Raw genomic sequence first — 25,091 nt, 5'->3', positions numbered from 1 at the left:
CCTGCTCTCCGATGTCGACGCCATGCTGGAGGAGTCCCGGCCGGAGGAGCCTCAGGAAGAATTGGAAGAACCCCAGCCGGAGAAGAAGAAGCGCCGCTTCTGGCCCTTTGGCCGCAAGCGGGACGAGGAATAAGGAAGGGGAAAGAACCATGAAATTTGTCATTGCCACCCACAACCAGGGGAAAGTGGTGGAGTTCAAGCGGATGCTGGAGCCCATGGGCATTGAGGTGGTGACCGCCCAGCTTTCCGAGCCGGAGGAGACCGGCAAAACCTTTATGGAGAACGCCTTCATCAAGGCCGAGGCCGCCTGCAAGGAGACGGGCCTGCCCGCCGTGGCCGACGATTCCGGCCTGTGCGTGGACTATTTGGACGGGGCCCCGGGCATTTACTCCGCCCGGTTCGCCCAGCCCGGCAAGCGCCGCCTGACCGTGCTGGAGAAGCTCCAGGGCGTGCCGGTGGAGCAGCGGGGCGCCCACTTTGTCAGCGCCGTGTGCTGCGTTTTCCCCAATGGGGACAAGATTGAGGCCGAGGGCAAGTGCTTTGGCACCATCGCCTTTGAGTCCCGTGGGGAGAACGGCTTTGGGTACGACTCCATCTTCGAGCAGGAGGGCCGCACCTTCGGGGAGATGACCGACGAGGAAAAGGACGCCCGCAGCCACCGGGGCAAGGCCTTCGCCCTGTTTGAGGAGAAGCTGAAGGAGTACCTGAAAGGCGGGGAGTGAGCCATGAAAAACTACTGCGGTTTGGACTGCGCCCAGTGCCCCGCTGTGGAGAGCTGCCCCGGCTGCGCCGCCACCGGCGGGAAGCCCTTTGGGGGCACCTGCGTGCTGGGGGAGTGCTGCAAAGCCCAGGGCTGCGAAAGCCCCGGCAGCTGCTTTTCCGGAAACTGCGCCGTAAAGGAGCAGCTCATAAAAGAGTTTAACGACCTTCACGTCCCCGGCATGGACCGGGTGACGGATCTGAATGCCCTGCCCGGTTCCTACATCAATCTGGAATACACCCTGGAAAGCGGCCAGAAGATCAAATTCTGGGAGGACGGCCGGGTCTACCTGGGAAACCAGCTTTGCAAGCACGATGGAAGCGGCCGGTGCTTTGGGCTGACGGCGGATGAAAACTGGCTGCTGGTGTGCGAGTACGGCGACAACGGCAGCGACCCGGAGATTGTGGTGTACAAGCGCCGGGAAAAGTAACGATACAGGAGAATGAAACTATGTTGACGAGCAAGCAAAGAGCCTACCTCCGCTCCCTGGCGGTGAACGAGGACACCATTTTGATGATGGGCAAGTCCGGCATGAGCCCGGAGCTTGTCAAGCAGGCGGACGATGCCCTGGAAAAGCGGGAGCTTATCAAGGGCCGGGTGCTGCCCGAGTCCAGCCCCATGACCTCCCGGGAGGCGGCGGAGGCCATTGCCCAGGAGACGGGGAGCGACGTGGTCCAGGTGATCGGCAGCCGGTTTGTGCTGTACCGCAAAAAGAAAAAGGACCCAAAGATCGTCCTGCCCCGGTGACAGGAGGCCCACAATGAAAACAGGCATTTACGGGGGCACCTTCAACCCCATCCACAACGGGCACCTGCACATTGTGGAGGAGTTCCGCCGGGGCCTGGGGCTGGACCGGGTGCTGCTCATCCCCACCCGGGTGCCGCCCCACAAGGCCGCCCCAGACTTGGCCAGCGCCCAGGACCGCTGCGCCATGTGCCGGTTAGCGATTCAGGAAAAGCCTTGGCTGGAGCTCTCGGATATTGAGATGCGCCGGGAGGGCAAAAGCTACACCGCCGAGACCTTGGAAGAGCTTTCCGCCCTGTACCCCCGGGACCAGTTCTACCTGCTGATGGGGGAGGACATGTTCCTCACTCTGGGCCATTGGTACCGGCCGGAGACCATTTTTTCGCTGGCCTTGGTGTGCACCACGCCCCGCAGTCCGGATGGCCTGGGCGCCCTGCGGGAGAAGGCCCTGGAGTACACCGGCCAGTTTAAGGCCCGGTGCTTTCTGGAGCACATTCCCTACCTGCCCGTCAGCTCCACCCAGGTGCGGCAGGCGGTGGCCCGGGGGGAGGACGTCAGCGGCCTGGTGCCCCAGGCCGTGGCCGCCTATATCGGGGAGCATGGGCTGTACCGGGGGTAAAACACCCGGCTTCCCTGTTCTTTGCGGGCCTTCCAGAGAGGATGGGGAAATGTCACGCCGCCCAGCGGCATTGGAGGATTCCTATGCGCATTGATTTCAACCAAATCCAAGAGATGACCATGCCCTGCGGGTATGAGGGCACGGGGGAGATGTCCGCCCGCTTCTTTGCCGGGGAGGGGGGCAAGCTCATCTCCTGCCGCATCCACCCCGGCGGGAGCATCGGCCTGCACAGCCACCCCGCCAGCGACGACGTGAACTTCGTCCTGCTGGGCACGGGCCTGGCGGTCTGCGACGGCCAGGAGGAGCCCTTGGAGCCCGGCGTGTGCCACATCTGCAAAAAGGGCTCGGAGCACAGCATCCAGAACACCGGCGAGGGCGACCTGGTGCTGCTCACCCTGGTGGTGGAGCGCGGAGAAGGAAGGGAGAACGACACATGACTTTTGAACAGTGTGAGCAGGAAGTGAAGCGCCACCTGACGGACAAGCGGTTTTTCCACAGCCAGTGCGTGGCAGCGGAGGCCGCCCGGCTGGCCCAGCGCTATGGCGCCGACGTGGAAAAGGCCCGGCTGGCGGGCATCCTCCACGATATTATGAAGGACACCCCGCCGGAGCAGCAGTTGAAAATCCTGCGGGATTCTGGTATAATACTCACCAAAACCCAGAGCCGCAACCGAAAGCTGTGGCACGCCCTGGCTGGGGCGGCCTACCTTAGGGGCGCGCTGGGCGTTTCCGATGAGGAGATCGTGTCCGCTGTGGCCTGCCACACCAGCGGCAAGGGGGATATGTCCCTGCTGGAAAAGACGCTGTTTGTGGCGGACTACATCTCCGCCGACCGGGAGTACCCCGGCGTGGAGGAGATGCGCAGGGCCGCGAACCGCAGCCTGGAGGAGGCCATGGTGGAGGGCATCCTCTTCACCGTGAACGAGCTGATGGAACAGCGCCTGCCAGTGGCGGCGGAATCCATCCAGGCGTATAACGACGCCATTTTTACCTTAGAGCAGAAGAAGGAGCAGAGCCTATGACCTCTTTAGAGCTTGCAAGCAAGGCCGCCGCCTTTTTGGACAGCAAGAAGGCGGAGCGGCTGAGCGTGATCGAGATTGAGAACATCTCCAGCCTGGCGGACTACTTCGTCATCGCCACGGGCAACAACAACACCCATGTCCGTGCCTTGGCCGATGAGTTGGAGGAGAAGCTGAAGGCAGAGGGCCTGCCCCCCGCCCGGGTGGAGGGCTACCGCTCCAACTCCTGGATTCTGCTGGACTGGGGCAGTGTGGTCATCCACATCTTCACCCAGGAGGGCCGGGATTTCTACGACCTGGACCGCCTGTGGGCGGACGGAAAGAAAGTGGAGTGGAGTCCGTGCTCGGAGTGAGCAGGCCGGCTTCTTGCGTTCCCCAAGGCCGGGACGGCCTTTGCGAAGTGAGCGGCGGGCATTTTCCCCGGCGGCCCGCGGAGAAACGGGGCTATGGGAAAACAAGACGGCTCTCGGGAAAGGAGCGATTCGCCGTGAAAGAATACACTGCCTACCATGTGGTGACCGAGCGGCCCATGACCGTGGGGCAGGTTCTCTGCTTGGATGAGACTTACCCCAGCGGCGTGTACCGCCGGGTGATGGAGAAGGTCCCCTTGGTGGAGGAAATCTACCAGAACCCCGGTGCCTGGGCGGGGAAACCGCTGGAGCACCACACGATGGTGGCCCTGCGGGAGCTGGCCCTGGAACAGGTGCGCAGGGAGCAGTTCCCCCAGCATCCCTCCCGGCTCCACTGCCTGTACGTTTCGGAAACCAGGGAGGAGGCCCAGCAGTGGGCGTCGTTTTTCGCCAGCCTGGGCCGCCCCACGTACCACATCGTCAAACTTCAAGTGCGGGGCAGAAAGTTTGTGGGCAACGCCAATCTGTGCTTTGACGCCACGGTGAACCAGGAGGAAAACCGCCGCCTGGCGCAGCGCTATTGGAGCCTTGCCCTGGACCCGGCCGGTCAGCCCCCCATTTGGGAGATTTTGGCGGACGGGGAGATACGGGTGGTGGAAATTGTAGAAGAGATTGGGAAAAACCTGTGAAGTGGGTTGCAGATAGATGCTCAAAATGCGAATGGATAAATCTGGAAAACGCGGACGCCGGGCTTGCGGTTTTCGCCATACAAAGCGAGGGAACGAGCGCCCCGCGGCATAAAAGCTCTTTGCCTGCTTTCTTTCCAAAAGCAGGCTTCTGGATTTATAAAGCTAAAAGCGCGGGCGGTAAGGGAACAAATCCCGCCGGGGTTCCGCGCCAAAAGCGCGGTGCGCGAAGTAAAAGTTCTTTGCCTACTTTCTTTCAAGAAAGTAGGGGAAAGGGTTGAGAAACGATGAAATACGACCACAAGGCCATAGAGCCTAAATGGCAGGAAAAATGGGAGGAAGCCGGCGTTTTCCACGCGGAGAACGGCAGCGATAAGCCCAAGTATTACGCTTTAATCGAGTTCCCCTACCCCTCTGGGCAGGGACTGCACGTGGGCCATCCCCGGCCCTACACCGCCCTGGACGTGGTGGCTAGAAAGCGCCGGATGCAGGGCTATAACGTGCTGTACCCCATCGGCTGGGACGCCTTCGGCTTGCCCACCGAGAACTACGCCATCAAGAACCACGTCCACCCCGCCGAGGTGACCAAGCAGAACATCGCCCGGTTTAAAAAGCAGATCCAGTCCCTGGGCATCAGCTTTGACTGGAGCCGGGAAATTTCCACCACCGACCCGGAGTATTACAAGTGGACCCAGTGGATTTTCCTGCAGCTGTTCAAAGCGGGGCTGGCCTATAAGAAGGAGATGAACGTGAACTGGTGCACCTCCTGCAAGTGCGTGCTGGCCAACGAGGAAGTGGTCAACGGCGTGTGCGAGCGCTGCGGCAGCGAGGTGGTCCACAAGGTGAAGAGCCAGTGGATGCTGAAAATCACCGAGTACGCCCAGCGGCTGATTGATGACCTGGATTTGGTGGACTACCCCGAGCGGGTGAAAACCCAGCAGAAGAACTGGATTGGCCGCTCCACCGGCGCCGAGGTGGACTTCGACACCACCGCCGGCGACAAGCTGACCGTCTACACCACCCGGCCCGACACCCTTTATGGCGCCACCTACATGGTGGTGTCCCCGGAGCACCCCTATCTGGAGAAGTGGGCGGACAAGCTCCAGAACCTGGAGGAGATCAAGGCCTATCAGGAGCAGGCCGCCCGCAAGTCCGACTTTGAGCGCACCGAGGTGGCCAAGGAAAAGACCGGCGTGAAGCTCCAGGGCGTGTCGGCTGTCAACCCCCTGACGGGCAAGGAAATCCCCATCTTCATCTCCGACTACGTGCTGGTGTCCTACGGCACCGGCGCCATCATGGCCGTGCCCGCCCACGACACCCGGGACTGGGAGTTCGCCAAGAAGTTCGGCCTGCCCATCATCGAGGTGGTGAAAGGCGGCGACGTGGAGAAGGAGGCCTTCACCGACTGCGAGACCGGCATCATGGTCAACTCCGGCATTTTGGACGGCCTGACCGTGGAAGAGGCCAAGCAGCGCATCACCCAGTACCTGGAGGAGAAGGGCATCGGCCACGCCAAGGTCAACTACAAGCTGCGGGACTGGGTCTTCTCCCGCCAGCGGTACTGGGGCGAGCCCATCCCCGTGGTGTACTGCGAGAAGTGCGGCTGGGTGCCCCTGCCGGAGAGCGAGCTGCCCTTAAAGCTGCCGGAGGTCAAGTCCTATGAGCCCACGGATAACGGGGAATCCCCCCTGGCCCACATGACCGACTGGGTGAACACCACCTGCCCCCACTGCGGCGGCCCCGCCCGGCGGGAGACGGACACCATGCCCCAGTGGGCTGGTTCCTCCTGGTACTTCCTGCGGTATATGGACCCCCACAACGACAAGGAGTTCGCCTCGAAAGAGGCTTTGAACTACTGGTCCCCGGTGGACTGGTACAACGGCGGCATGGAGCACACCACCCTGCACCTGCTGTACAGCCGGTTCTGGCACAAGTTCCTCTTCGACCAGGGCCTGGTGCCCACCCCGGAACCCTATGCCAAGCGCACCAGCCACGGCATGATCCTGGGCGAGAACGGCGAGAAGATGAGCAAGTCCCGGGGCAATGTGGTCAACCCCGACGACATCGTCAATGAGTACGGCGCCGACACCATGCGCCTCTATGAGATGTTCATTGGCGACTTTGAGAAGGCCGCCCCCTGGTCCAACGCGGGCATCAAGGGCTGCCGCCGCCTGGTGGAGCGCTATTGGAACCTGCAGGATATCCTCTGCGGGGAGGAGGGCATCCGCCCCGACATGGAGGGCGCTTTCCACAAGGCCATTAAGAAGGTCAGCGAGGACACCGAGGTGCTGAAGTTCAACACCGCCATCGCCGCCCTGATGACCCTGATGAACCAGGTCACCGCCAAGGGCAGCATATCCAAGGAAGAGCTGCGGATCTTCACCATCCTCTTGAACCCCTTCGCCCCCCACGTCACCGAAGAGGTGTGGGCGGCCAACGCCCTGGGAGAGGGCCTGGTGGCCCAGCAGCCCTGGCCGGAGTTTGACGAGGCCAAGTGCAAGGACGACATGGTGGAAATTGTGGTGCAGGTGCGGGGCAAGGTCCGCGCCCGGCTGCAAGTGGCCGCGGACATCTCCCAGGAAGATGCCCTGGCCGCTGCCAAGGCCGATGCCAAAGTTGCCGCTGAGATCGCCGGCAAGAGCATTGTCAAGGAGATCTATGTGCCCGGCAAGCTGGTCAATATCGTGGTAAAATAAGCTGTATGGAACAAAAAAGGCGCCCCCGCGGGGGCGTCTTTTTAATTCCCTTTTTTCCGTTTGTGGTTGGACCACAGGGCCCAGAGGAAGAAGAGGATCAGGGCGGCCAGCAGCACGCCGCAGGCCGAAAGGTACAGGGGCGTCCACTGGGAGGAAACGTCCCAGTTGCCGAACAAGATCCCCGAAGCGGCCCGTATGGGCCACAGCACCGCCGAGGCCAGGGCGGAGAGCACATCCAGCAGCCCCCGGCCAAGAGCCCCCACCACCTGGAAGAACGCGCTTACCAGGCTTGAAAAAATATCCCACAGTGCAGAAAACATGAGAGGTTCCTCCTTTCGTAAACCGTCAGCTGGCGCTCTCCACAATGTTGTAATAGGTGCGGGCGGTCAGGGCGTAGATGACGAGGTACGCCACAGCGAACACCCCCACGCAGCCCAGGGTGGAGCATAAGATCAGCGGGAAGTTGTTCAGGCCCATTACCAGCAAAATCTTTTGCAGCATGGGGAAGGCGAAGGCCAGATGGAGCACGGCTGTCACCAGGGGCAGGAAGAACACCAGCAGAATCTGGCTGTGGATGCTCTGTTTGACCTCCCGGTGGCTCATGCCCACCTTCTGCATGATGTTAAACCGCCGGGCGTCGTCGTAGCCCTCGCTGACCTGCTTGTAGTAGATGATCAGCGCCGTGCCCAGCAGGAACAGCACCCCCAGGAACAGCCCCAGGAAGAACAGCCCGCCGTACAGTTCCATAAAGCTCTGGCGGGAGGTGGCGCTGTCCTCGAACAGCAAGGCCTCGTACTCCACCCCGGGGCCGGAGAAGTCCACTGTACCCAGAGCTTCGCGCAAGGCGGCGATGTCCTCCGGGTCGCCCCCGGCCACGTCAAAGTCGTAGGAGTAGATGGGGAAGGTGTCGCTGCCGCTGGGGGCCAGGATGTTTTCCACCACCGTTTCGTCCCGCACCACCAGGTAGTACATTTCATAAATCTGGGCCAGGGTGGAGGCCTCGGGCATGACGTAGTCCGAGGGGACGATCTGATAGGTTTTATCGTCGATGTGCAGGGTGTCCTCCTCGGGGAAGGTGTTTGCCGGGTCGAAGAGCAGCACCTGGTTTTCCGCCAAATCCACCTGTTGGCCGGAGAAGCGCTCAAACTCACTTTGCGTGAAGATATTCACCACGGCGCAAGTCTCCAAGGAAACCTCCTGGGTGTGGAGGGTGTTGCCCACCCGGGCGGTGGTGATGTTCCAGCCCTCCCGGTCCACCACATTCTCCAGGGCCAGGCCCAGCTCCTGGGACTTTTGGTTCACAGCGGAGCGCACCATGTCCTTGGCCTCCTGGTTGGCGTCACAGACAGACACCAGCACGTTCCGGGGATAGCGTGCCCGGAGAAGGCCGTCCATGCTGGTGTACAGGGAGAAGGTGGTGGACACCGTCACCAGCAGGGCGGTGAACAGCACGCAGATGGAGGCCAGGCCCGCGGCGTTCTGCTTCATGCGGAAGAGCATGCCGGAGATGGCGGTGAAGTGGTTTGTCTTATAATAGAAGCGCTTGTTCTTTTTCAGCAGCTTCAGCATGGCCGTGATGCCGGTGATGAACAGCAGGTAGGTGCCAAGGATGACCAGAATCACCGCCACAAAGAAGAACACCAGCGCGGAGAGGGGGTCCTGGATGGTGACGGCCATGGTATAGCCCGTGCCCAGCAGCAGGGCCCCCAGCACCGCCAGGAACCAGTGGGCCTTGGGCTCCCGCTCGCCGGTCTCGCCGCCGTGGAGCAGCTCAATGGGCTTGGAGAGCTTTACTTGCAGCAGATTGTAGCACAGGGTCAGCAGGAAGATAATCCCAAACAAACCCAACGTGCTGGTAATGGCGGACACAGGGATGACAAAGGCCACGGCCAAATCCGTGCCCAGCAGCAGCCCCAGCAGCCAGAATAGGACCCGGGAGAAGACAATCCCCAGCCCCAGGCCCAGGGCCAGAGAGCACACCGCGGTAAGCAGCGTCTCCCGGAACAGGATGTGGGCGATGTGTCGCTTCTCCATGCCCAGAATGTTGTACAGGCCCAGCTCCTTTTTCCGGCGCTTGATGATGAAGCTGTTGGTGTAGAACAGGAACAGCACCGCGAACAGCCCGATGACAAACACCCCCAGGCCCATCATGCTGGCCACGGTGGTGCCGCCGTACAGCGCTCCCTGGTCAATGCCCTGGCCCAGGGCGTTGATGGAGTAGAACATCATAATGATCCCCACGCTGGAGAGCAGGTAGGGCAGGTACACCCGCCGGTTGCCCTTCAGGTTGGTAAAGGCCAGCTTCCAGTAGAAGCCCACTCCCCGCTTACCCATGGACGGCCACGCTCCTTTCCCGGCTGGTGGCAAGTTCGGTCAGGGTGCGGGAGATGGCCTGGTACAGCTCGTCGTCGGTCATGGCGCCGCGGTAAATCTGGTGGTAGACCTGGCCGTCCTTGATGAACAGCACCCGCCCGGCCCGGCAGGCCGCCTGCACCGAGTGGGTCACCATCAAAATGGTTTGGCCGCTGCGGTTGACGTCCGCGAAGATGTCCAGTATCTGCCCGGCGGAGCGGGAGTCCAAGGCGCCGGTGGGCTCATCGGCCAAGATGAGCTCTGGGTAGGTGATGATGGCCCGGGCGATGGCCGCCCGCTGCTTCTGCCCGCCGGAGACCTCATAGGGGAACTTTTGCAGCAGCTCCCAAATGCCCAGCCGGTGGGCGATGGGGTCGATGCGCTTTTTCATCTCGTCGTACTTCTTGCCCGCCAGCACCAGGGGCAGGAAGATGTTGTCCTGCAAAGAGAAGGTATCCAGCAGGTTGAAGTCCTGGAACACAAAGCCCAGGTGGTCCCGGCGGAAGGCGGAGATCTCCTTCTCATTCAGGGAGACAATGTCCCGCATATTCAGAAACACCTGGCCGCTGGTGGGTTTGTCCAGCCCCGCCAGGATGTTTAAGAGGGTGGTCTTGCCAGAGCCCGACTCGCCCATGATGGCCACGAACTCCCCTTCCTCCACGGTGAAGCTCACCCCGGAGAGGGCCTGTACCTTGGCACCGCCCAGGCGGGTGGTGTACACCTTTTTCAGGCTGTTCACGTTTAAAAGCGCCATATGTCATTTCTCCTTTTCCACGTTTGAAAACGCCTCTCGTTTCGTTCGAGGAAAAGTATAGGCCCCAATTCTTACAAGTTTCCGACAAGCGCCTTACAAAAACAGAAAGCAAACCTTACGGTTTTGAAGCATGTCTCAAGAAAAAAGGCCGCCGCTGAAAAGGCGGCAGCCCATGCTTTTCTGAAATTCTTATGAGAGAACGGGGCGGGGGGAGCTCACAGCAGCAGCCTCCGGATCTCATCAAAGCTCTCCGCCCGGTAGGGGATGGACAGGTCCTCCGGGGCCTCCCCGCCCAGGGGGCAGTACCACAGCCCGTCGATGCCCCCGTTCTGCGCCCCCCGCATGTCCGAGGTGAGGGAGTCCCCGATGAGCATGGCCTTCTCCTTTTCAAAGCCGGGGATGCGGGAGAACACATAGTCGAAGTAACGCTTGTCCGGCTTGGCGGCCCCGGCATCCTCCGAGACGAACACGTCCCCCACATAGGGCAGCAGGCCGGAGTGCTCCAGCCGTGTCCGCTGGCTGGCGGCGTTGCCGTTGGTGACAATGTACAGCCTATACCGCTGGGAGAGGTCCCGCACCAGCTCCAGAGCCCCGGGCAGCAGGGCCCCGCCCTGGCCCAGGTTTGCAAAGTAGGCGCGGTTGATCTCCTCCGGGTCCCCGGAGAGGCCCGTCTCCCGGAGGAAGTCCTGAAAGCGGCCCGCAAAGAGCTGGGGCTTGGTGCACTCGCCCCGTTCCAGCTTGGCCCACCAGCGGTTGTTGCACCGCTCATAGATTTCCAACAGGCGGGGGGAGTAAGGCCGCTGGCTGCCAAAGCAGGCCTGATAAGTGGCCTGAAAAGCGTGGAGCATATCCTGGTCGAAATCCAACAGGGTGCCGTCGGCGTCCAACAGCAGAAAACGGTAGTCCTTCATACAGCTTCTCCTTTGGTAACATAGGCCCGGCCAGGGCCGCATAGAAATGATGTATCTGTACTGGATGATACACAAAGGGCGCCCCTTTGTCAAGGAAGGCGCTGGAAAGGAAGGCTTTATGGGAAGATTCCATCTGCGCAAATACTGTTACCTGGTGCTGTGGGCCGCGCTGCTGGCCGCCGTGGCTGGGGTGTGGTTCTTCGGCCGGGGGCCGGAGCCCCTGCCGGAGGAGGGCGCCTCTCCCATCCCCCAGGCCAGCGCTGCCCCCAGTACGCCGGAGGAAGAGGGGGCCCTGGTGGGGGTGTGGGTGCCCTACTTCTCCCTGAACACGGCGGAGCACACCCAGCAAGCCTTTGAGGAAAACTTCCAGACCATCGCCCAAACCGCTCAGGAGAAGGGCGCCAACGCCCTGTTCGTCCATGTGCGGCCCTTCTCCGACGCGCTGTACCCCTCTCAGTATTACCCCTGGTCCCACATCCTCACCGGCACCCAGGGCCAGGACCCCGGCTTTGACCCCCTGGAGTTTATGATTGAGACCGCCCACAGCCTGGGCATGGAGTTCCACGCCTGGCTGAACCCTTTGCGGGTGAAGACGGCGGAGACCCCCGCCGCCCTGGCGGAGAACAACCCCTATGTCCAGCTGGGGGAGGAGTATCCCCAGTACTTTATGGAATGCGAAGGCGGGGTGTACCTGAACCCGGCCTACCCGGCCATGCGGACCCTCATCGCAGATGGAGCCGCGGAGATTGCGGGGAATTACGAGGTGGACGGCATCCACTTTGACGACTACTTCTACCCCGCGGAAGACCCCGCCCTGGACAGCGCCGCCTATGAGGCCTACGCCCAAAGCGTGGAGGAGCCCCTGCCCCTGCTGGAGTGGCGGGCCGCCAACATCAACGCGATGGTGTCCCAAGTGTATGAGAGCATCAAGGCGGTGAAGCCAGAGGTGGTGTTCGGCATCTCCCCCCAGGGAAACATGCAAAACGATGAGGCGATGGGAGCGGATGTGGCCACCTGGGCCGCTGTGCCCGGCTATGTGGACTACCTGGCGCCCCAGCTGTATTACAGCTTTGAGAACGAGGCCCTGCCCTACCAGCAGGCGCTGGAGGAGTGGGCCGCCCTGCCCCGGCACCAGGGGCTGGAGCTCTACGCAGGGCTGGCCCTGTACAAGGCCGGCACAGATGCCGACGGCGGCACCTGGCTTCTGCGGGACAACATCATCGCCCTGCAGGCGGAAGCGGCCCTGAACGGCGGGTATCAGGGGGTTATCCTCTACTCCTCAGAGTACCTGGAAGCGGAGCAGGCAGCCAAGGAGGTGGAAAACGCCGCGGCCCTGCTGGGCCAATATTGACGGATAGCGATTTAAAGTGGTATAATAGCAAAATCGAGAGATGTCGAAATCTGAAAACAAAGGAGACGGGTACCATGAATGAGATCAATGAGATCGGCTCCCGCCTGCGGGAACTGCGGGAAGCCAGCGATTACACCGTAGAGCGCCTGTCCGCAGAGCTGAAGGTGGACCCAGAGGTATACCGGGGCTACGAGCAGGATGGGAAGGATATCCCCATCAGCCTGATTTATGAGGTAGCCAATAAATTTGGGGTGGACTTTGCCGAGATCCTCACCGGCACGCCCGCCCGTTTGGACACCTATCACATTGTGCGCCGGGGCCACGGCCGGGTGGTCAACCGCAACCCAGAGTACCACTTTGAGGACCTGGCCTACCGCTACGCGGACAAGGTGATGCAGCCCCTGCTGGTCACTCTGGAGCCCAGCGACAAGCCCGCGGGGCTGATTACCCATTCGGGCCAGGAGTTCAACCTGGTGCTGGAGGGCACGGTGATCGTGGTGATTGGGGACAAGGAGTTCACCCTGACAGCGGGGGATTCCATCTATTTCAACCCCACCATTCCCCACGGCCAGCGCTGCGGCGGGGACGTAAAGGCCCGGTTTGTCACCGTCATCGCAGAGTGACCGGCCCAGTGCCTGGGCTCTCAAGTCGCGCACGCCGCTTTAGGGCGGCGGGGTTTTCTGAGAGCCGCTGGTTTTTATGCCCGCGCCCAGGTTAGGTGGAGACAAGGAAAAGTTTTTAGTCAAGTTTTTTTCAAAAAACTTGCGAGGTGTGGAGCAGCGCTCCACGGCCTTAAGGGGGTTGCAAGGACCGTAGGTCCTGCCTTCCCCTACTTCCCAAAAAGGGGGGACGGATGTCCCCCTCTTGGGGTGCCACAAAAGCCGTTGCCCCAGGGCTTGAGAGAGGGAAATGAGCATCTTAGGGAAAAATCCAGTGTTTATGCGGGTTTGCCAAGATGCTCAGGTGAGCATCTAAGAGCCCGCCCCTTTTCTAAGATGCTCATGTGAGCATCTGGTGAAAGCCGCATGTTTCCTAGCTTTTTTCTTAACTTGCTCATTTTCTCATTTCAAGTAGGGGCTTGAGAAATGGAAATGAGCATCTTAGGGAAAAACCCAGTGTTTATGCGGGTTTGCGAACTTGCTCAGGTGAGCAAGTTGCCGGTCTTATTCTTGTTAAGATGCTCATGTGAGCAAGTTCCGAAAGCCGCATGTTTCCTAGCTTTTTTCTTAACTTGCTCATTTTCTCATTTCAAGTAGGGGCTTGAGAGAGAAAAATGCACCAGTAAGGCGAAAAAGCCAGGTTTTATGCGGGTTTTGCTTATTCATGCAGGTGCATGAGTAAGGAGCTTATTGATGCAGCTTTCCCGCTTACTGGTGCAAACGTCGTAGTAAGCAGAAATGGCTTATTTCCTGGGTTTTTCAGCTTACTCGATCACTTTTGGATTTCAAGTAGGGGGGCAACCCCCAGGATGGAAAAGGATGTGTTACCCGTGGACTACTTATTGAAAAAATTCCTGCCCCGTATCGAGTTCGACTCCTACGAGGATTTCAAAGCCAATTATAAGGTGAACGTGCCGGAGAACTTCAACTTCGGCTTTGACGTGGTGGACGCCTGGGCCGAAGAGGAGCCGGAGAAAAAGGCCCTGGTCTGGTGCGATGAGGAGGACAACGAGAAGGATTTCACCTTCACCGACATCAAGCGCCTCTCCAACAAGGCCGCCAATTTCTTCAAAAGCCTGGGGGTGAAGAAGGGCAGCGTGGTCATGCTCATCCTGCGCCGCCGGTGGGAGTATTGGGTCTGCGCCACAGCCCTGCACAAGCTGGGAGCCATTTTGATTCCCGGCACCCTGCAGCTGACCAAAAAGGACATCGTCTACCGGGGCAACGCCGCCCAGGTCTGCGCCATTGTCTGCGTCAACGACCCCTTCGTCATCCAGCAGGTGGAGGCCGCCCAGCCGGACATCCCCTCTCTGAAAAATAAGATCCTGGTGGTGGAAAAGCGGGAGGGCTGGCTGGACCTGAACGAGGAGATGGAGAAGTTCTCCGATGCGTTCCCCCGCCCCACCGGGGAGGAGGCCACCCGCTGGGATGACACCATGCTGGTGTACTTCACCTCTGGCACCACGGGCATGCCCAAGATGGTGCAGCACAACTTCTCCTATCCCCTGGGGCACATTGTCACCGCCAAGTACTGGCAGCAGGTGGAGGAGAACAAGCTGCACATGAGCGTCTCCGACTCTGGCTGGGCCAAGTTCGGCTGGGGCAAGATCTACGGCCAGTGGGTCTGCGGCGCCGTCATCTTCTGCTACGATATGGAGGCCAAGTTCAACCCCCGCCACCTGCTGGAGCACCTGGAAAAGTACAAGGTGACCACCTTCTGCGCGCCGCCCACCATGTTCCGGTTCATGCTCCAGGAGGACGTGACCAAGTACGACCTCTCCAGCATCCACCACTGTTGCATCGCCGGAGAGCCCCTGAACCCGGAGGTCTTTAAACAGTGGCTGGAGCTGACCGGCCTGAAGCTGTACGAGGGCTTTGGCCAGTCGGAAAGCTCGGTGATGCTGGCCAACTTCAAGTGGTTCGAGCCCATCCCCGGCTCCACGGGCAAGCCCTCTCCTCTGTACGATATCCAGCTGGTGGACGCTGACGGAAACCTGTGCGAGGACGGCGAGGAGGGCACCATCGCCGTGATGGACGTGAAGCACAACCCGCCCACGGGCCTGTTCACGGGCTACTTTAAAAACCCGGAGATGACAGAAGAAAAGCTGGGCGGCGCCTACTACGACACCGGCGATGTGGCCTGGCGGGACAGCGACGGCTACTACTGGTTTGTGGGCCGCAACGACGACGTCATCAAGTGCTCCGGCTACCGCATTGGGCCCTTCGAGGTGGAGAGCGCCCTGCTGGAGCACCCTGCCGTGGTGGAGTGCGCCATCACCGGCGCGCCGGACCCCATCCGCGGCCAGGTGGTCAAGGCCACCATTGTGCTGGCCAAGGGCTATGAGGGCACCCCGGAGCTGACGAAGGAGCTGCAGAACCACGTCAAGCACGCCACCGCGCCCTATAAGTATCCCCGGGTCATCGAGTATGTGGACGAGCTGCCCAAGACCATCGGCGGCAAGATCAAGCGGGCGGAGATCCGCAAAGCGTCCGGCCCAGTGCCTGGGCTCTCAAGTCGCGGCGCGTGACCGCGCGGGACATGACGCGGCCCAGTGCCTGGGCACTCAAGTCGCGGCGCGTGACCGCGCGGGACAAGACGCGGTCCTGGTCCCCGGTGGGGACCGTTCAGGACCGGTCTACGTTGCCACTTCGGTCGGTGCTGGGCGTCTGCCACTGGCAGACAGCACCCGAGGCGGCAGCCGAGACCGCCGCTTTAGGGCGGCGGGGCTTTGGGGAAACAGTGAACAAGCGGCCCGCGCTTGAGTTGGGTGGAGACAAGGAAAAGTTTTGCCAGCTTTTTCAAAAGCTGCGGTTGGTAAGGCGGAGCCTTACGGCCTTTCTAGCCTAAGCAAGCGCAGCCACGGTTCCCATACACCAAACCTGTTTCCACCCGCCGCAAATTTGTTCTTGTAAAGAAAAAGGGCATCCAAGCCAACAGCCTGGATGTCCTTTCGTTGTTTCCATCAAGAGTTTTCCCCGGTGATGCGCACGCTCTCCTTGCCATAGAAGGTGGCCACCCGTTGGTTCACCGCGTTCTCCGGGTCCTGGCTGAGCACCGGCACCGAGGTGGGCAGCAGCAGCTCCGGCCGGACGGTCACCGGTTCCACCACCACGTTTTGCAGGGTCCCGTCCTCCAGCAGGGCCACCTGGGCGTCCACCTGGGCGTCGTAGGCCTGGGCCTCTCCCCGCAGCAGGGAGAGCCCCGCGCTCACCCCTGTCAGGCTGGTGAAGCCCGGCAGGCAGGCCACCGTCAGGCAGAAGGGCAGGAGCAGGGAGAGCAAGAACGCCGCCGGTGGCTCCCCCGCCCGCTGGAGCGCGCCCTGTAAGGCGGGCAGGTGGACAAGCCACCCGCAGAAGTAGAAGGCCACCCCCGCCGCCAGCAGGCAGAAGGCGTCGTAGTACAGGTCCTCCATCCGGCCGGCGCCGGTGCCCCCCATAGCGTAGATGGGCGGGGTCAGCAGCACCCCCAGCAGGCACACGGCCCCCAAAGGGGCCAACCCCGGCAGGGGAAACCGGAAGGAGAGCTTTTGGGCGTACTTGCAGAACAGGGGGCACAAAAACAACAGGGCCAGCAGCAGGGGCAGGGTGGTCCACTCTGTGATGTTCCGCACGGCGGCCCCCAGGGCCAGCAGGATGGACTTCACCGCGCCGGGGCGGTTTTCAAAGTGGGCTTGGCGCACGCTGTTGCCCGGGGCCAACATGCTGATGCCAAAGGCCATGAGCTCCAGAAGGAAAAAGGCCAGGGTCCCCAGTTTGCGGGAGAGGGGAAGCCCCTTCCACAGGGTCCAGAGGAAGCCTCCCATCAACAGCACACAGGTGAGCAGGGCGGTGGGGTAGTTGCCCCCGCCCAGGAAAAAGCACAGCGCCCCTGCCGCCAGGCCGCAGGCCAGAGAGCGCCCCAAAGTGGGAGCCCGCAGAAATTTGAGGGCGAAGGTCAGGGCGCACAGCATCAGGCTGTGGAAGAAGGTGTAGAACAGAGAGCCGTTGTACCAGAAAAAGCCCTCGAAGGGGTCGGGGGCAAAGTGCACCAGAAAAAAGCTGAGGGCGCAGGAGACCGTCAGCCAGGCCCACATGCTCATGCCCAGGCGGCGCACGCAGACCTCTTTCAAGAAGAAAAAGGTGGAGAACACCAGAGAGCCCGCCATCAGCCAGGGGGTCAGGGCGTAAAAGCCCTCCCCAAAGGCGGCGGGCTGCAGGGCCATGAGAAACACGGCGGAGAAGGTTCCCTGCCAGTCCAGATAGGTCTCGGCGGTCTCTTTGGCCGCGGCGGCCAGCACCTCCCACAGGGAGCCCCCGCTGCGCACCGCCTGGGCCACATACAGGCCGTAGCTGTAGTCGTCGGAGCAGGGGTGGTTGTAAACGGAGAGGGCTGCCACCGGCAGCAGGGTCAGCCCCAGCAGCACGCAGCAGGCGATGCCCACCCGTTTCTCGGTGAGAAGGCCGTTTAGCCCCTTCCAAACCCGCTTTTCCATAAAAGACCTCCCATGCCCAAGGCGCTGTAATGCTGCTATCAGTATAGCGGATTTTCCCCTTCCGCGCAAGGCGGGGATTTTCCCTCTTTTCTTCCCGCCGCCCCTGTGGTATAGTGATACTTAGAATGAATGGGCGGCGCAAGACCCGCTCGGAGAGGAGAAAGTTATGTACACCTTTGACCGAGAAGCCTATGAAAAGCGCATGGCTTGGTACACCAGCGCGCGCTTTGGCATGTTCATCCACTGGGGGCTGTACGCCATCCCCGCCCGGGGAGAGTGGGTCCGCAGCGACGAGCGCATCAAAAAAGAGGACTACATGCCCTATTTCTATGAGTTTGACCCGGTGGACTACAACCCCAAGCAGTGGGCCAAGGCCGCCAAAGAGGCGGGCATGAAGTACGCGGTGCTCACCGCCAAGCACCACGAGGGCTTCTGCCTGTTCGACAGCCAGTACACGGATTTCAAGTCCACCAACACCAAGTGCGGCCGGGACCTGGTGCGGGAATTTCTAGAGGCGTTCCGGGCCGAGGGCCTGCGAGTGGGCCTCTACTTTTCCCTGCTGGACTGGTACCATGAGGATTACCCCCACTATGGGGATAAGCACCACCCCATGCGGGACGACCCCGCCTACTCCAATGAAGGGCGGGACTTTGGCCGCTATGTGGAGTACCTCCACAACCAGGTGCGGGAGCTGTGCACCAACTATGGCAAGCTGGACCTCCTCTGGTTCGACTTCTCCTACGAGAACGAGAACGCCGTCATGCGGGGAGAGGCCTGGAGGGCCACGGAACTGGTGAACATGGTGCGCCAGCTCCAGCCCGATGTGATCATCGACAACCGGCTGGAGGTCAGCGGAGAGGGCTTTGGCTCCCTGTGGGAGTGCAACCCCACCCCCTATCATGGGGACTTCGTCAGCCCAGAGCAAATCATCCCCCCCGCCGGCATTCAGGACAAACAGGGCCGGGACATGGTGTGGGAGGCCTGCATCACCATGAACAACCACTGGGGCTACTGCGCGGAGGACCGCTTCTTCAAGCCCGCCCCCATGCTCATCAAAAAGCTGGTGGAGTGCGTCTCTAAGGGGGGCAACCTGCTGTTGAACGTGGGCCCCGACGCCAAGGGGAATATCCCGCCCCAGTCCCTGGAGATCCTGGGGGAGATCGGCGCCTGGATGAAGCGGAACGGAGAGAGCATCTACGACTGCGGCAAGGCCGGCATGGAAAAGCCGGACAACGGCCGCATCACCCGCAAGGGCAACAAGCTCTATTACCACCTGTTCGAGAGCTCGGTGGGGCCCATGCCCCTGATGGGCCTGCAGCGGGAGAAGGTCAGCCGGGCCCGTTATCTGGCCACCGGCGCAGAGGTCTCCCTGGCGGGGGACTGGACTAGCGCCAACTACCCGGACGTGGTGTTTGCCAACCTGGGGCCGGACCCCGTTCTGCCCGACCCGGTGGACACCGTGCTGGAGATCACCCTGAAGGAGTAATTGGAAGAGAGAAGGAGCCCTGTCTATGCCCTGGTCCCAAGAATTGAGAAACTATGTGAACACCCAGCTGGAGGGGAGAAAGCCCCGTTTGGGCGCCCGGTGGGCGGCCCTGCAGGAGGAGCTCTCCCTCTGCGGAGAGGAGGAGGCCCTGCTGCTCTCCTACCTGTACGTCACCCTGCCCAGCGCCGACCTGGGGGACTATTCCCCCCGCTTTTTCCGGGAGGCCGCCCGCCAGGCCCTGGCCGCCCGCCGGGAGTTTCCCTGGTGCGCCGCCCTGTCGGAATCCCTGTTCCTGCGGGAGGTGCTGTGCCCCCGGGTGAACAACGAGGAGCTCTCCCCCTGCCGGGAGCTGTTTTGCAGCCAGCTGGCCCCCCGGGTGAAGGGCCTTCCCTTGGAGGAGGCCATTTTAGAGGTGAACCGCTGGTGCGCGGAGCAGGCCACCTACCGCTCCACCGATGACCGCACCGCCTCCGCCCTGCAGGTGTATCAATGCGGGTGGGGCCGCTGCGGGGAGGAGTCCACCTTCCTCACCAACGCATTGCGCAGCGTGGGCATCGCCGCCCGGCAGGTGTACGCCCCCTGGTGGTCCCACTGCGACGACAACCACGCCTGGGTGGAGGTCTTCGACGGAGCCTCCTGGCGGTATTTGGGGGCCTGCGAGCCGGAGCCCGTGCTGGACCGGGGCTGGTTCACCCACGCCGCCAGCCGGGCGGTGATGGTCCACGCCCGGTCCTTCGTTGCAGGCAGCCGGGAGGAGGCGGCCTTCCTGTTCCCCGGCTTGGACCCCCTGGACTGGGACCTCCGGGAAGGGGTGGCCTATGAGAACCGCACCGCCCATTACGGCCGGGCCAAGCTCCTCACCGTGGAGGTGCGGGACGGAAGGGGCTCCCCGGTTCAGGGAGCAGGGGTTGCCTTCTCTGTGATGAATATGGCCGCCCCCCAGGAGGTGGCCCGCCGCACTACGGACGAGGCCGGCCGGGCCCAGCTGCGGGCGGGCCGGGGCAGCCTGCTCCTCACCGCCTGGGACCCGGAAGCCCCGGGGCTGCTGGGGGAGGCCCTGGTGCCCCCCGAGGGGGAGTCGGTGCAAGTGGTGCTGGGCCGGGCTTTGGCCCCCCAGGGGGAGGCGGACTTTGCCGCCCCGGCGGACGGGGATGTCTCCGTCCCCGCCCTGCGCCGGGAACAGCGGGAGGCGCGCCAGGCCTGCCTGGGCCGGGCCGCCGCCCTGCGGGAGGAGAAGTCCCGGGCATGGCAGGAACAGCGTCCCGCCCCGCCCACCGGCCAGAAGGGCCGGGTGTGGTCCGCCCTGACGGAAAAGGACCGGGCGGGCCAGGTGCCGGAGGCCGTCTTAGAGGACGCCCTGGCCGCCTTCCGCTGGGAGCCCGGCTTCCCGCAGGAGGCGTTCCGGCAGGGGCTCCTGTCCCCCCGCGTGGGGTTGGAGGTGCTCACCCCCTGGCATAAGCTGCTGGCGGGGCAGTTCTCCCCGGAGGAGGCGGGGGCTGCCCGGCAGGACCCCTCCCGTCTGTGGGCCTGGGTGGAGTCCCGTGTCTCTCTGGATGGGGACTGCTACGCCGCCCTGTGGGGCACCCCCCAAGGGATGCTCTCCCTGGGGAGGGCCACGGCGTTTGGCAGGGGCATGCTGTTCTGCGCCGCCTGCCGGGCGTTAGGGGTTCCCTCCTATTTGCAGGATGGCACCCCCTGGTTTTGGAAGGACGGCGCGTTCCACCCCCTGTGGGGCGGGGAGCCCGCCGCCCGGCTGGCCCTTGCCGCCCCGGCGGACCGGCCCGCCCTGCCCAGCCAGGACTACGCCCTCTTCCGCAAGGGGCCCCAGGGCTGGCAGCCTGTGACAGCCCCCGCCCTGGCTACGGGGATGGAGGAGGAGTTGCCCCTTCCGCCGGGGGAATACCGCCTGTGGACGGTGAACCGCCTGCCCAGCGGCTCCCAGCTGGTTTGGTGGCGGGCTGTGTCCCTGGAGGAGGGGCAGCGGCAAGCCTGCGCCCTCTCCTTCCGGGAGGGGCGGGCAGAGGACATGCTCCAGCGCTGCCCCCTGCCGGAGTTCTCCCTGTGGGAGGAGGCAGGCCGGGAGGTGCCGGGCCGTCAGGTTCTGGCCTCTCACGGCCTTACGGTGCTGTGCCTGTTGGAGCCCAGCCGGGAGCCCACGGAGCACATCCTCAACGAGCTGCGGGAGAGCGCCCCCGCCCTGGAGGCCAGCGGCTGCGGCCTGTGCCTGGTGGTGGAGGATTTCTCCCACCGCCAGGACCCCACTTTGCAAAGGGCCCTCCAGGCTCTGCCCGGGGCCCAGGTGTGGCGGGGGGATTTCCCAGAGGCGGTGCCCGCCCTGGCCCGGCGCATGTTCCTGGACCCGGACCGGCTGCCCCTGGTGCTGCTGGTGAACAGCCGGGGAGAGTGCCTGTACGGCTGCTGCGGCTACAACGTGGGCACGGCGGCCCTGCTGCTGCGGCTGATGGCCGCAGCGGAGGTTTTCCCCCAGGAGGGAGAAACCTGTTGAAAACAAAAGGGACCAGCTATTTTTAGAAAGAGAGGAGTTTTGTCCCATGGAGAACAAGATGTTGGAGCTTTTAAAGACCCGCCGCAGCGTGCGGGCCTACAAGCCCGAGCAGATTCAAGCCCAGGAGCTGGACGCTGTGCTGGAGGCGGGCACCTATGCCCCCACCGGCATGGGGATGCAGTCCCCGGTGATTGTGGCGGTGCAGAGCCCCTCCTACCGCCGGGCGGTGATGGAGCTGAACCAGAAAGCCCGGGGCATGGAGGGGGACCCCTATTACGGCGCGCCCACCATTGTGCTGGTGCTGGCGGACCCGGCCCGGGGCACCTGTGTGGAGGACGCCTCCTGCGTGCTGTGCACCATGATGGAGGCCGCCCACGCCGTGGGCCTTGCCTCCTGCTGGATCCACGGGGAGCGCGAGATGTTCCAGCTGCCAGAGGGTAAAGCCCTTTTGCGGGAGTGGGGCCTGCCCCAGGATTTGCGGGGCGTGGGCTCTCTGGCCTTGGGCTACGCCGCCGGCCCCCTGCCCCAGCCCAAGGAGCGCAAGGCCGGCTACATCCACAAAGTCTGAGAAAGCGCTTGCGAACGGTCCCCGAAAAAGGGACCGTTCTTTTCGTTTTCTCCCCGGGGCTGGTTTTCCTTGTAATTTTCCCCTTGAAAAGCTATAATAGGAGCATAGTCCACAGCGAAAGGAAGGCGAAGCCTGTGAAACATAGATGGAAAAAGGCCGGGGCCCTGCTGCTGGCCGTGTTGCTGGCAGCGGGAACTTTGACCGCCTGTTCCCCGGAGGAGGCGGCCTCCTCCACTTTGGAGGAAGCCAACCAGCTCCGCTTGGAGAACGACGGGGAGGAGGCCAGCCTGGTGGTAGCAGAGCGCTTTTTCAGCACGGAGCGCACCGCCGCCCTGGAGGAGATTGCGGAAAAATACATGGCGGATTTCCCCCAGACCCGCATCGAGATCGTCACGGTGGAAAGCGGGGAGGAAGCTATGGGAATGCTCCAGTCCGGCGAAGCGGACCTGGTGGAGCTCTCGGAACAGGAGCAGCCCGCCGCGGTGGAGCAGGGCCTTCTCACAGAGCTCTCCCTCTATCTGGACGTGTGGGAGGAGCGCTCCACCCTGACAGCCGCGGCCAAACAGGCCGTGGCCTCTATGGGTGCGGACTTTGCCTATCTGCTGCCCGCCACCTTGAACCAGGACCTGGTCTATTACCGCAGCGATTGGTTCGAGGAGTTCAACCAGGGCAAGGAGGAGGGCCTGGTCTACTGCCGCATTTGGGAGGACTTTGCCGACGCCCAGCAGAAGCTTCAGGACAAGGGGGCGGCCGGGCTGGTGTTCGGTGGGAAGGACCGCCTGGTGGACCTGTTCGACTCCATCCTGTGGAGCGCCGTGAGCCTGGGCCGCATGGAGGACCCGGCGGCCTCTTACCTCTCCGCGGTGGATGAGAACGACACCCTCTTCACCCTGGAGCAGGCCGCCGCGGCGGCGGAGCAGTTCTCTGCCCTAATCCGGGACGCCGTTCCCCAAGAGGCCCTGGACTGGACCGAGGACCAGGCCATAGAGGCCTTCACCAGCGGCCAGGCCATTGCCCTGCTGGCGGGCCAGGACCGGCTGGAGGACATCGCCGGGGCCATGGAGGAGGGCACCTGGGGCGTGGCCGCCTATCCCCGGGGGACCACGGGCACGGCCATCACCAGCCTGGAGTTCACCGGTTTTGGCGTGGCGGCTTCCGCGGAGAATGTGGGCAACGCCGTGCACTTCCTCACCTACCTGTCCAACGGGGACAACAACACCCACCTGGCCAAGGCCTGCGGCACGGTGCCCATCCACACCACTGCCGCCGACCTGGAGCCCTCCCTGGAGGAGACGGGCCTGTCTGTGAACCTGCTGATGGTCCGCCGGGCAGACTGGTACTTCTATGCCCAGGAGCCGCTGATGTACCGCGCCCAAGAGGGCTGGCGGGAGACGGCCAATCAGGCCCTGCAGGAGTTTCTTGCCGGGGAGATGACCCAGCAGGAACTTCTGGCCTCGTTCGACGGGTACTGGAGCCAGGCCCGGGCCGGCGAGGGGGAGCTGTGGCAGGCGCAAGAGGAGACAGAACAGTGACCTTGGGCCCCGGGACACCGGGGCCTTTTCGCACCTTGCGGGACCGATGTGAAATTAGGCCCTTGTGAAGCGCCGGTGAATTTGGTATAATATTTTAGATTATGAGATTCTATGTCGGAAAGGATGAGCGGGATGAAGGTAAAGCTGCTGGCCTATACGCCGGAGCCGGAGAAGACGGTGGCCTGCGCCGCCAAGCTGTGCTATGCCGCGGCGGACATCGACACAGTGTATGAGGGGCTGACGGAGGAGAAGACCGCCTCCTTTTTGGAAATGCTCAACTCCATCGGACATGAGAGCCCCATCGAGCACGCCAGCTTCACCTTTGGCATCGAGGGGGTGTCCCGGTCCCTGCTGGCCCAGATTACCCGGCACCGCATCGCCTCCTTCAGCGTGCAGAGCCAGCGCTATGTGAAGGAAGAGGGCTTCCAGTTCGTGCTCCCTCCGGAGATCGAGGCCCTGCCAGAGGCCAAGGAGGAGTTCCTGCGGGCCATGGAGGAGGACCAGGAACACTACGAACGGCTGACCGCCCTGCTGAAGGAGAAGCACCAAGCGGCGTTTTTGGCCGCCGGAGAGACGGAGAAGGCCGCCGCCCGCAAGGCGGAGAAAAAGGCCATTGAGGATGCCCGCTTTGTGCTGCCCAACGCCTGCGCCACCAAGATGATCTGCACCATGAACGCCCGCTCTCTGCTGAACTTCTTCTCTCACCGGTGCTGCAACCGGGCCCAGTGGGAAATTCGGGAGCTGGCCACCCAGATGCTCAAAGAGGTGAAGGCCGTGGCGCCCCATCTCTTTGAAAAGGCAGGCCCGCCCTGCCTGCGGGGCGCCTGCCCCGAGGGGAAGATGTCCTGCGGGAAAATGGTCCAGGTGCGGGAAACATTCAAAGCGCTGTAAATTTTTGCCCGGCCGTTCCATACTAAAAGGGGAAGAAGGCCGGGCTTCGGAAAGGGGAGAGAAGCCATGAGCCTGATTGTGCTGGAAGGGCTGGACGGCAGCGGCAAGGGCACCCAGACCCAGCTGCTGTTTGAGGAGCTGTCCCAGCGGGGAAAGGCAGTGCGGAAGGTCACCTTCCCCGACTACCAGTCGCCCTCCTCCTCGCTGGTGAAGATGTACCTAAACGGGGAATTCGGCGCCCAGCCGGAGGACGTGAATGCCTACGCCGCCAGCGCCTTTTACGCGGTGGACCGCTTTGCCAGTTTCCGCAAGGGCTGGGGCGGGGACTACCGCCAGGGGAAGCTCATCCTCTGCGACAGGTACGCCACCTCCAACATGGTGTACCAGATGGGAAAGCTCCCCCGGGCGGAGTGGGACGGCTACCTGGCCTGGGTGGAGGATTTTGAGTATCAAAAGCTGGGCATTCCCCGGCCGGACCTGGTGCTCTATCTGGACATGCCCATCGAAGTTTCTCAAAAGCTGCTGCTGCGGCGCTACCAGGGGGACAGCGGGAAAAAGGATATCCACGAGAGCCACCTGGCGTTCCTGCGCTCTTGCGGGGAATGCGCCCGCTATGCCGGGCAGCGTCTGGGCTGGAAGGTGGTCCCCTGCGCGAAGGGCGGGGAGCCCCTGCCCGTGGAGGAGATCCACCGGGCGGTGCTGGCGGCTGTGGAGCCTCTGCTGGAAAAACCTTGAG

General features: G+C 62.7%; 23 protein-coding genes. 18 read left to right on the top strand and 5 right to left on the bottom strand.

Annotation, left to right across the window (positions count from 1 at the left end; genetic code table 11):
* Positions 1-149 precede the first annotated feature (149 nt).
* From rdgB to leuS, 9 genes are all read left to right on the top strand, one after another.
* Positions 150-722 (top strand): RdgB/HAM1 family non-canonical purine NTP pyrophosphatase, encoded by a 573-nt coding sequence (gene rdgB / locus ODJ80_RS05325; protein WP_263041227.1) that lies wholly within the window; start codon positions 150-152, stop codon positions 720-722.
* A gap of 3 nt (positions 723-725) precedes the next feature.
* Positions 726-1,190 carry a DUF3795 domain-containing protein gene (locus ODJ80_RS05320; protein ID WP_263041226.1) on the top strand — a complete coding sequence of 155 codons (465 nt, stop codon included), beginning with the start codon at positions 726-728 and terminating at the stop codon, positions 1,188-1,190.
* A gap of 20 nt (positions 1,191-1,210) precedes the next feature.
* Positions 1,211-1,507, top strand: coding sequence for a YhbY family RNA-binding protein (locus tag ODJ80_RS05315; RefSeq protein ID WP_178864818.1), 297 nt, complete (start codon positions 1,211-1,213; stop codon positions 1,505-1,507).
* A gap of 13 nt (positions 1,508-1,520) precedes the next feature.
* A complete protein-coding gene (nadD, locus tag ODJ80_RS05310; protein ID WP_263041225.1) occupies positions 1,521-2,123 on the top strand; it encodes a nicotinate (nicotinamide) nucleotide adenylyltransferase in 603 nt (200 codons plus the stop codon).
* 83 nt (positions 2,124-2,206) lie between these two features.
* Complete coding sequence (locus tag ODJ80_RS05305) at positions 2,207-2,560, top strand: cupin domain-containing protein (RefSeq protein ID WP_263041224.1); 354 nt, start codon at positions 2,207-2,209, stop codon at positions 2,558-2,560.
* A complete protein-coding gene (gene yqeK, locus ODJ80_RS05300) occupies positions 2,557-3,144 on the top strand; it encodes a bis(5'-nucleosyl)-tetraphosphatase (symmetrical) YqeK (protein WP_263041223.1) in 588 nt (195 codons plus the stop codon). The genes ODJ80_RS05305 and yqeK overlap by 4 nt, the downstream gene beginning before the upstream one ends.
* A complete protein-coding gene (rsfS, locus tag ODJ80_RS05295) occupies positions 3,141-3,494 on the top strand; it encodes a ribosome silencing factor (protein ID WP_178864822.1) in 354 nt (117 codons plus the stop codon). Before yqeK ends, rsfS begins: the two co-directional genes overlap by 4 nt.
* Positions 3,495-3,628: 134 nt before the next feature.
* Complete coding sequence (locus ODJ80_RS05290) at positions 3,629-4,180, top strand: DUF2441 domain-containing protein (RefSeq protein WP_178864823.1); 552 nt, start codon at positions 3,629-3,631, stop codon at positions 4,178-4,180.
* Positions 4,181-4,464: 284 nt separating this feature from the next.
* The gene (gene leuS, locus ODJ80_RS05285) at positions 4,465-6,873 is read left to right on the top strand and encodes a leucine--tRNA ligase (RefSeq protein WP_263041222.1); all 2,409 of its coding nucleotides are present in this window, start codon (positions 4,465-4,467) and stop codon (positions 6,871-6,873) included.
* Between the two features lie 41 nt (positions 6,874-6,914).
* Here leuS and ODJ80_RS05280 read toward each other — a convergent pair whose 3' ends face one another.
* The 4 genes from ODJ80_RS05280 to ODJ80_RS05265 form a co-directional block, all read right to left on the bottom strand.
* The gene (locus tag ODJ80_RS05280) at positions 6,915-7,193 is read right to left on the bottom strand and encodes a hypothetical protein (RefSeq protein ID WP_178864825.1); all 279 of its coding nucleotides are present in this window, start codon (positions 7,191-7,193) and stop codon (positions 6,915-6,917) included.
* Between the two features lie 25 nt (positions 7,194-7,218).
* A complete protein-coding gene (locus ODJ80_RS05275; RefSeq protein ID WP_263041221.1) occupies positions 7,219-9,207 on the bottom strand; it encodes an FtsX-like permease family protein in 1,989 nt (662 codons plus the stop codon).
* On the bottom strand, positions 9,200-9,979 hold the full coding sequence (locus ODJ80_RS05270) for an ABC transporter ATP-binding protein (protein WP_178864827.1): 780 nt from the start codon (positions 9,977-9,979) through the stop codon (positions 9,200-9,202). The genes ODJ80_RS05275 and ODJ80_RS05270 overlap by 8 nt, the downstream gene beginning before the upstream one ends.
* 215 nt (positions 9,980-10,194) lie before the next feature.
* Positions 10,195-10,890 carry a YjjG family noncanonical pyrimidine nucleotidase gene (locus ODJ80_RS05265; RefSeq protein WP_263041220.1) on the bottom strand — a complete coding sequence of 232 codons (696 nt, stop codon included), beginning with the start codon at positions 10,888-10,890 and terminating at the stop codon, positions 10,195-10,197.
* A 118-nt stretch (positions 10,891-11,008) separates the two neighbouring features.
* On the opposite strand from ODJ80_RS05265, the gene ODJ80_RS05260 reads away from it, so the two are divergent.
* From ODJ80_RS05260 to ODJ80_RS05250, 3 genes are all read left to right on the top strand, one after another.
* Positions 11,009-12,241, top strand: a complete 1,233-nt coding sequence (locus ODJ80_RS05260; protein ID WP_263041219.1) for a glycoside hydrolase family 10 protein — start codon at positions 11,009-11,011, stop codon at positions 12,239-12,241.
* A gap of 74 nt (positions 12,242-12,315) precedes the next feature.
* A complete protein-coding gene (locus tag ODJ80_RS05255) occupies positions 12,316-12,864 on the top strand; it encodes a helix-turn-helix domain-containing protein (protein ID WP_263041218.1) in 549 nt (182 codons plus the stop codon).
* Between the two features lie 866 nt (positions 12,865-13,730).
* Positions 13,731-15,428 carry an AMP-binding protein gene (locus ODJ80_RS05250; protein ID WP_263041217.1) on the top strand — a complete coding sequence of 566 codons (1,698 nt, stop codon included), beginning with the start codon at positions 13,731-13,733 and terminating at the stop codon, positions 15,426-15,428.
* A gap of 435 nt (positions 15,429-15,863) precedes the next feature.
* Here the strand turns inward: ODJ80_RS05250 and ODJ80_RS05245 are convergent, their stop codons facing one another.
* Entirely contained in the window at positions 15,864-17,372 is a 1,509-nt protein-coding gene (locus tag ODJ80_RS05245; protein WP_263041216.1) for a DUF6056 family protein, read from the bottom strand.
* A 166-nt stretch (positions 17,373-17,538) separates the two neighbouring features.
* On the opposite strand from ODJ80_RS05245, the gene ODJ80_RS05240 reads away from it, so the two are divergent.
* From ODJ80_RS05240 to ODJ80_RS05215, 6 genes are all read left to right on the top strand, one after another.
* Entirely contained in the window at positions 17,539-18,858 is a 1,320-nt protein-coding gene (locus ODJ80_RS05240; protein ID WP_263041215.1) for an alpha-L-fucosidase, read from the top strand.
* 25 nt (positions 18,859-18,883) lie between these two features.
* Positions 18,884-21,364 (top strand): transglutaminase-like domain-containing protein, encoded by a 2,481-nt coding sequence (locus tag ODJ80_RS05235; protein ID WP_263041214.1) that lies wholly within the window; start codon positions 18,884-18,886, stop codon positions 21,362-21,364.
* 46 nt (positions 21,365-21,410) lie between these two features.
* The gene (locus tag ODJ80_RS05230; RefSeq protein ID WP_263041213.1) at positions 21,411-21,932 is read left to right on the top strand and encodes a nitroreductase family protein; all 522 of its coding nucleotides are present in this window, start codon (positions 21,411-21,413) and stop codon (positions 21,930-21,932) included.
* A 134-nt stretch (positions 21,933-22,066) separates the two neighbouring features.
* On the top strand, positions 22,067-23,464 hold the full coding sequence (locus ODJ80_RS05225) for an extracellular solute-binding protein (protein WP_263041212.1): 1,398 nt from the start codon (positions 22,067-22,069) through the stop codon (positions 23,462-23,464).
* Between the two features lie 132 nt (positions 23,465-23,596).
* A complete protein-coding gene (thyX, locus tag ODJ80_RS05220) occupies positions 23,597-24,355 on the top strand; it encodes an FAD-dependent thymidylate synthase (protein WP_263041211.1) in 759 nt (252 codons plus the stop codon).
* A gap of 66 nt (positions 24,356-24,421) precedes the next feature.
* Positions 24,422-25,090: a dTMP kinase gene (locus ODJ80_RS05215; protein ID WP_263041210.1), complete on the top strand. Its 669-nt coding sequence runs from the start codon at positions 24,422-24,424 to the stop codon at positions 25,088-25,090.
* Position 25,091: the final 1 nt, after the last annotated feature.

It is taken from the genome of Acutalibacter sp. LFL-21 (assembly GCF_025630755.1).
In the GTDB taxonomy this organism is placed as follows: Bacteria; Bacillota; Clostridia; order Oscillospirales; family Acutalibacteraceae; genus Acutalibacter; species Acutalibacter stercoravium.
Note: the sequence above shows the minus strand (reverse complement) of the source record. Positions and strands in the feature narration are given on the sequence as shown.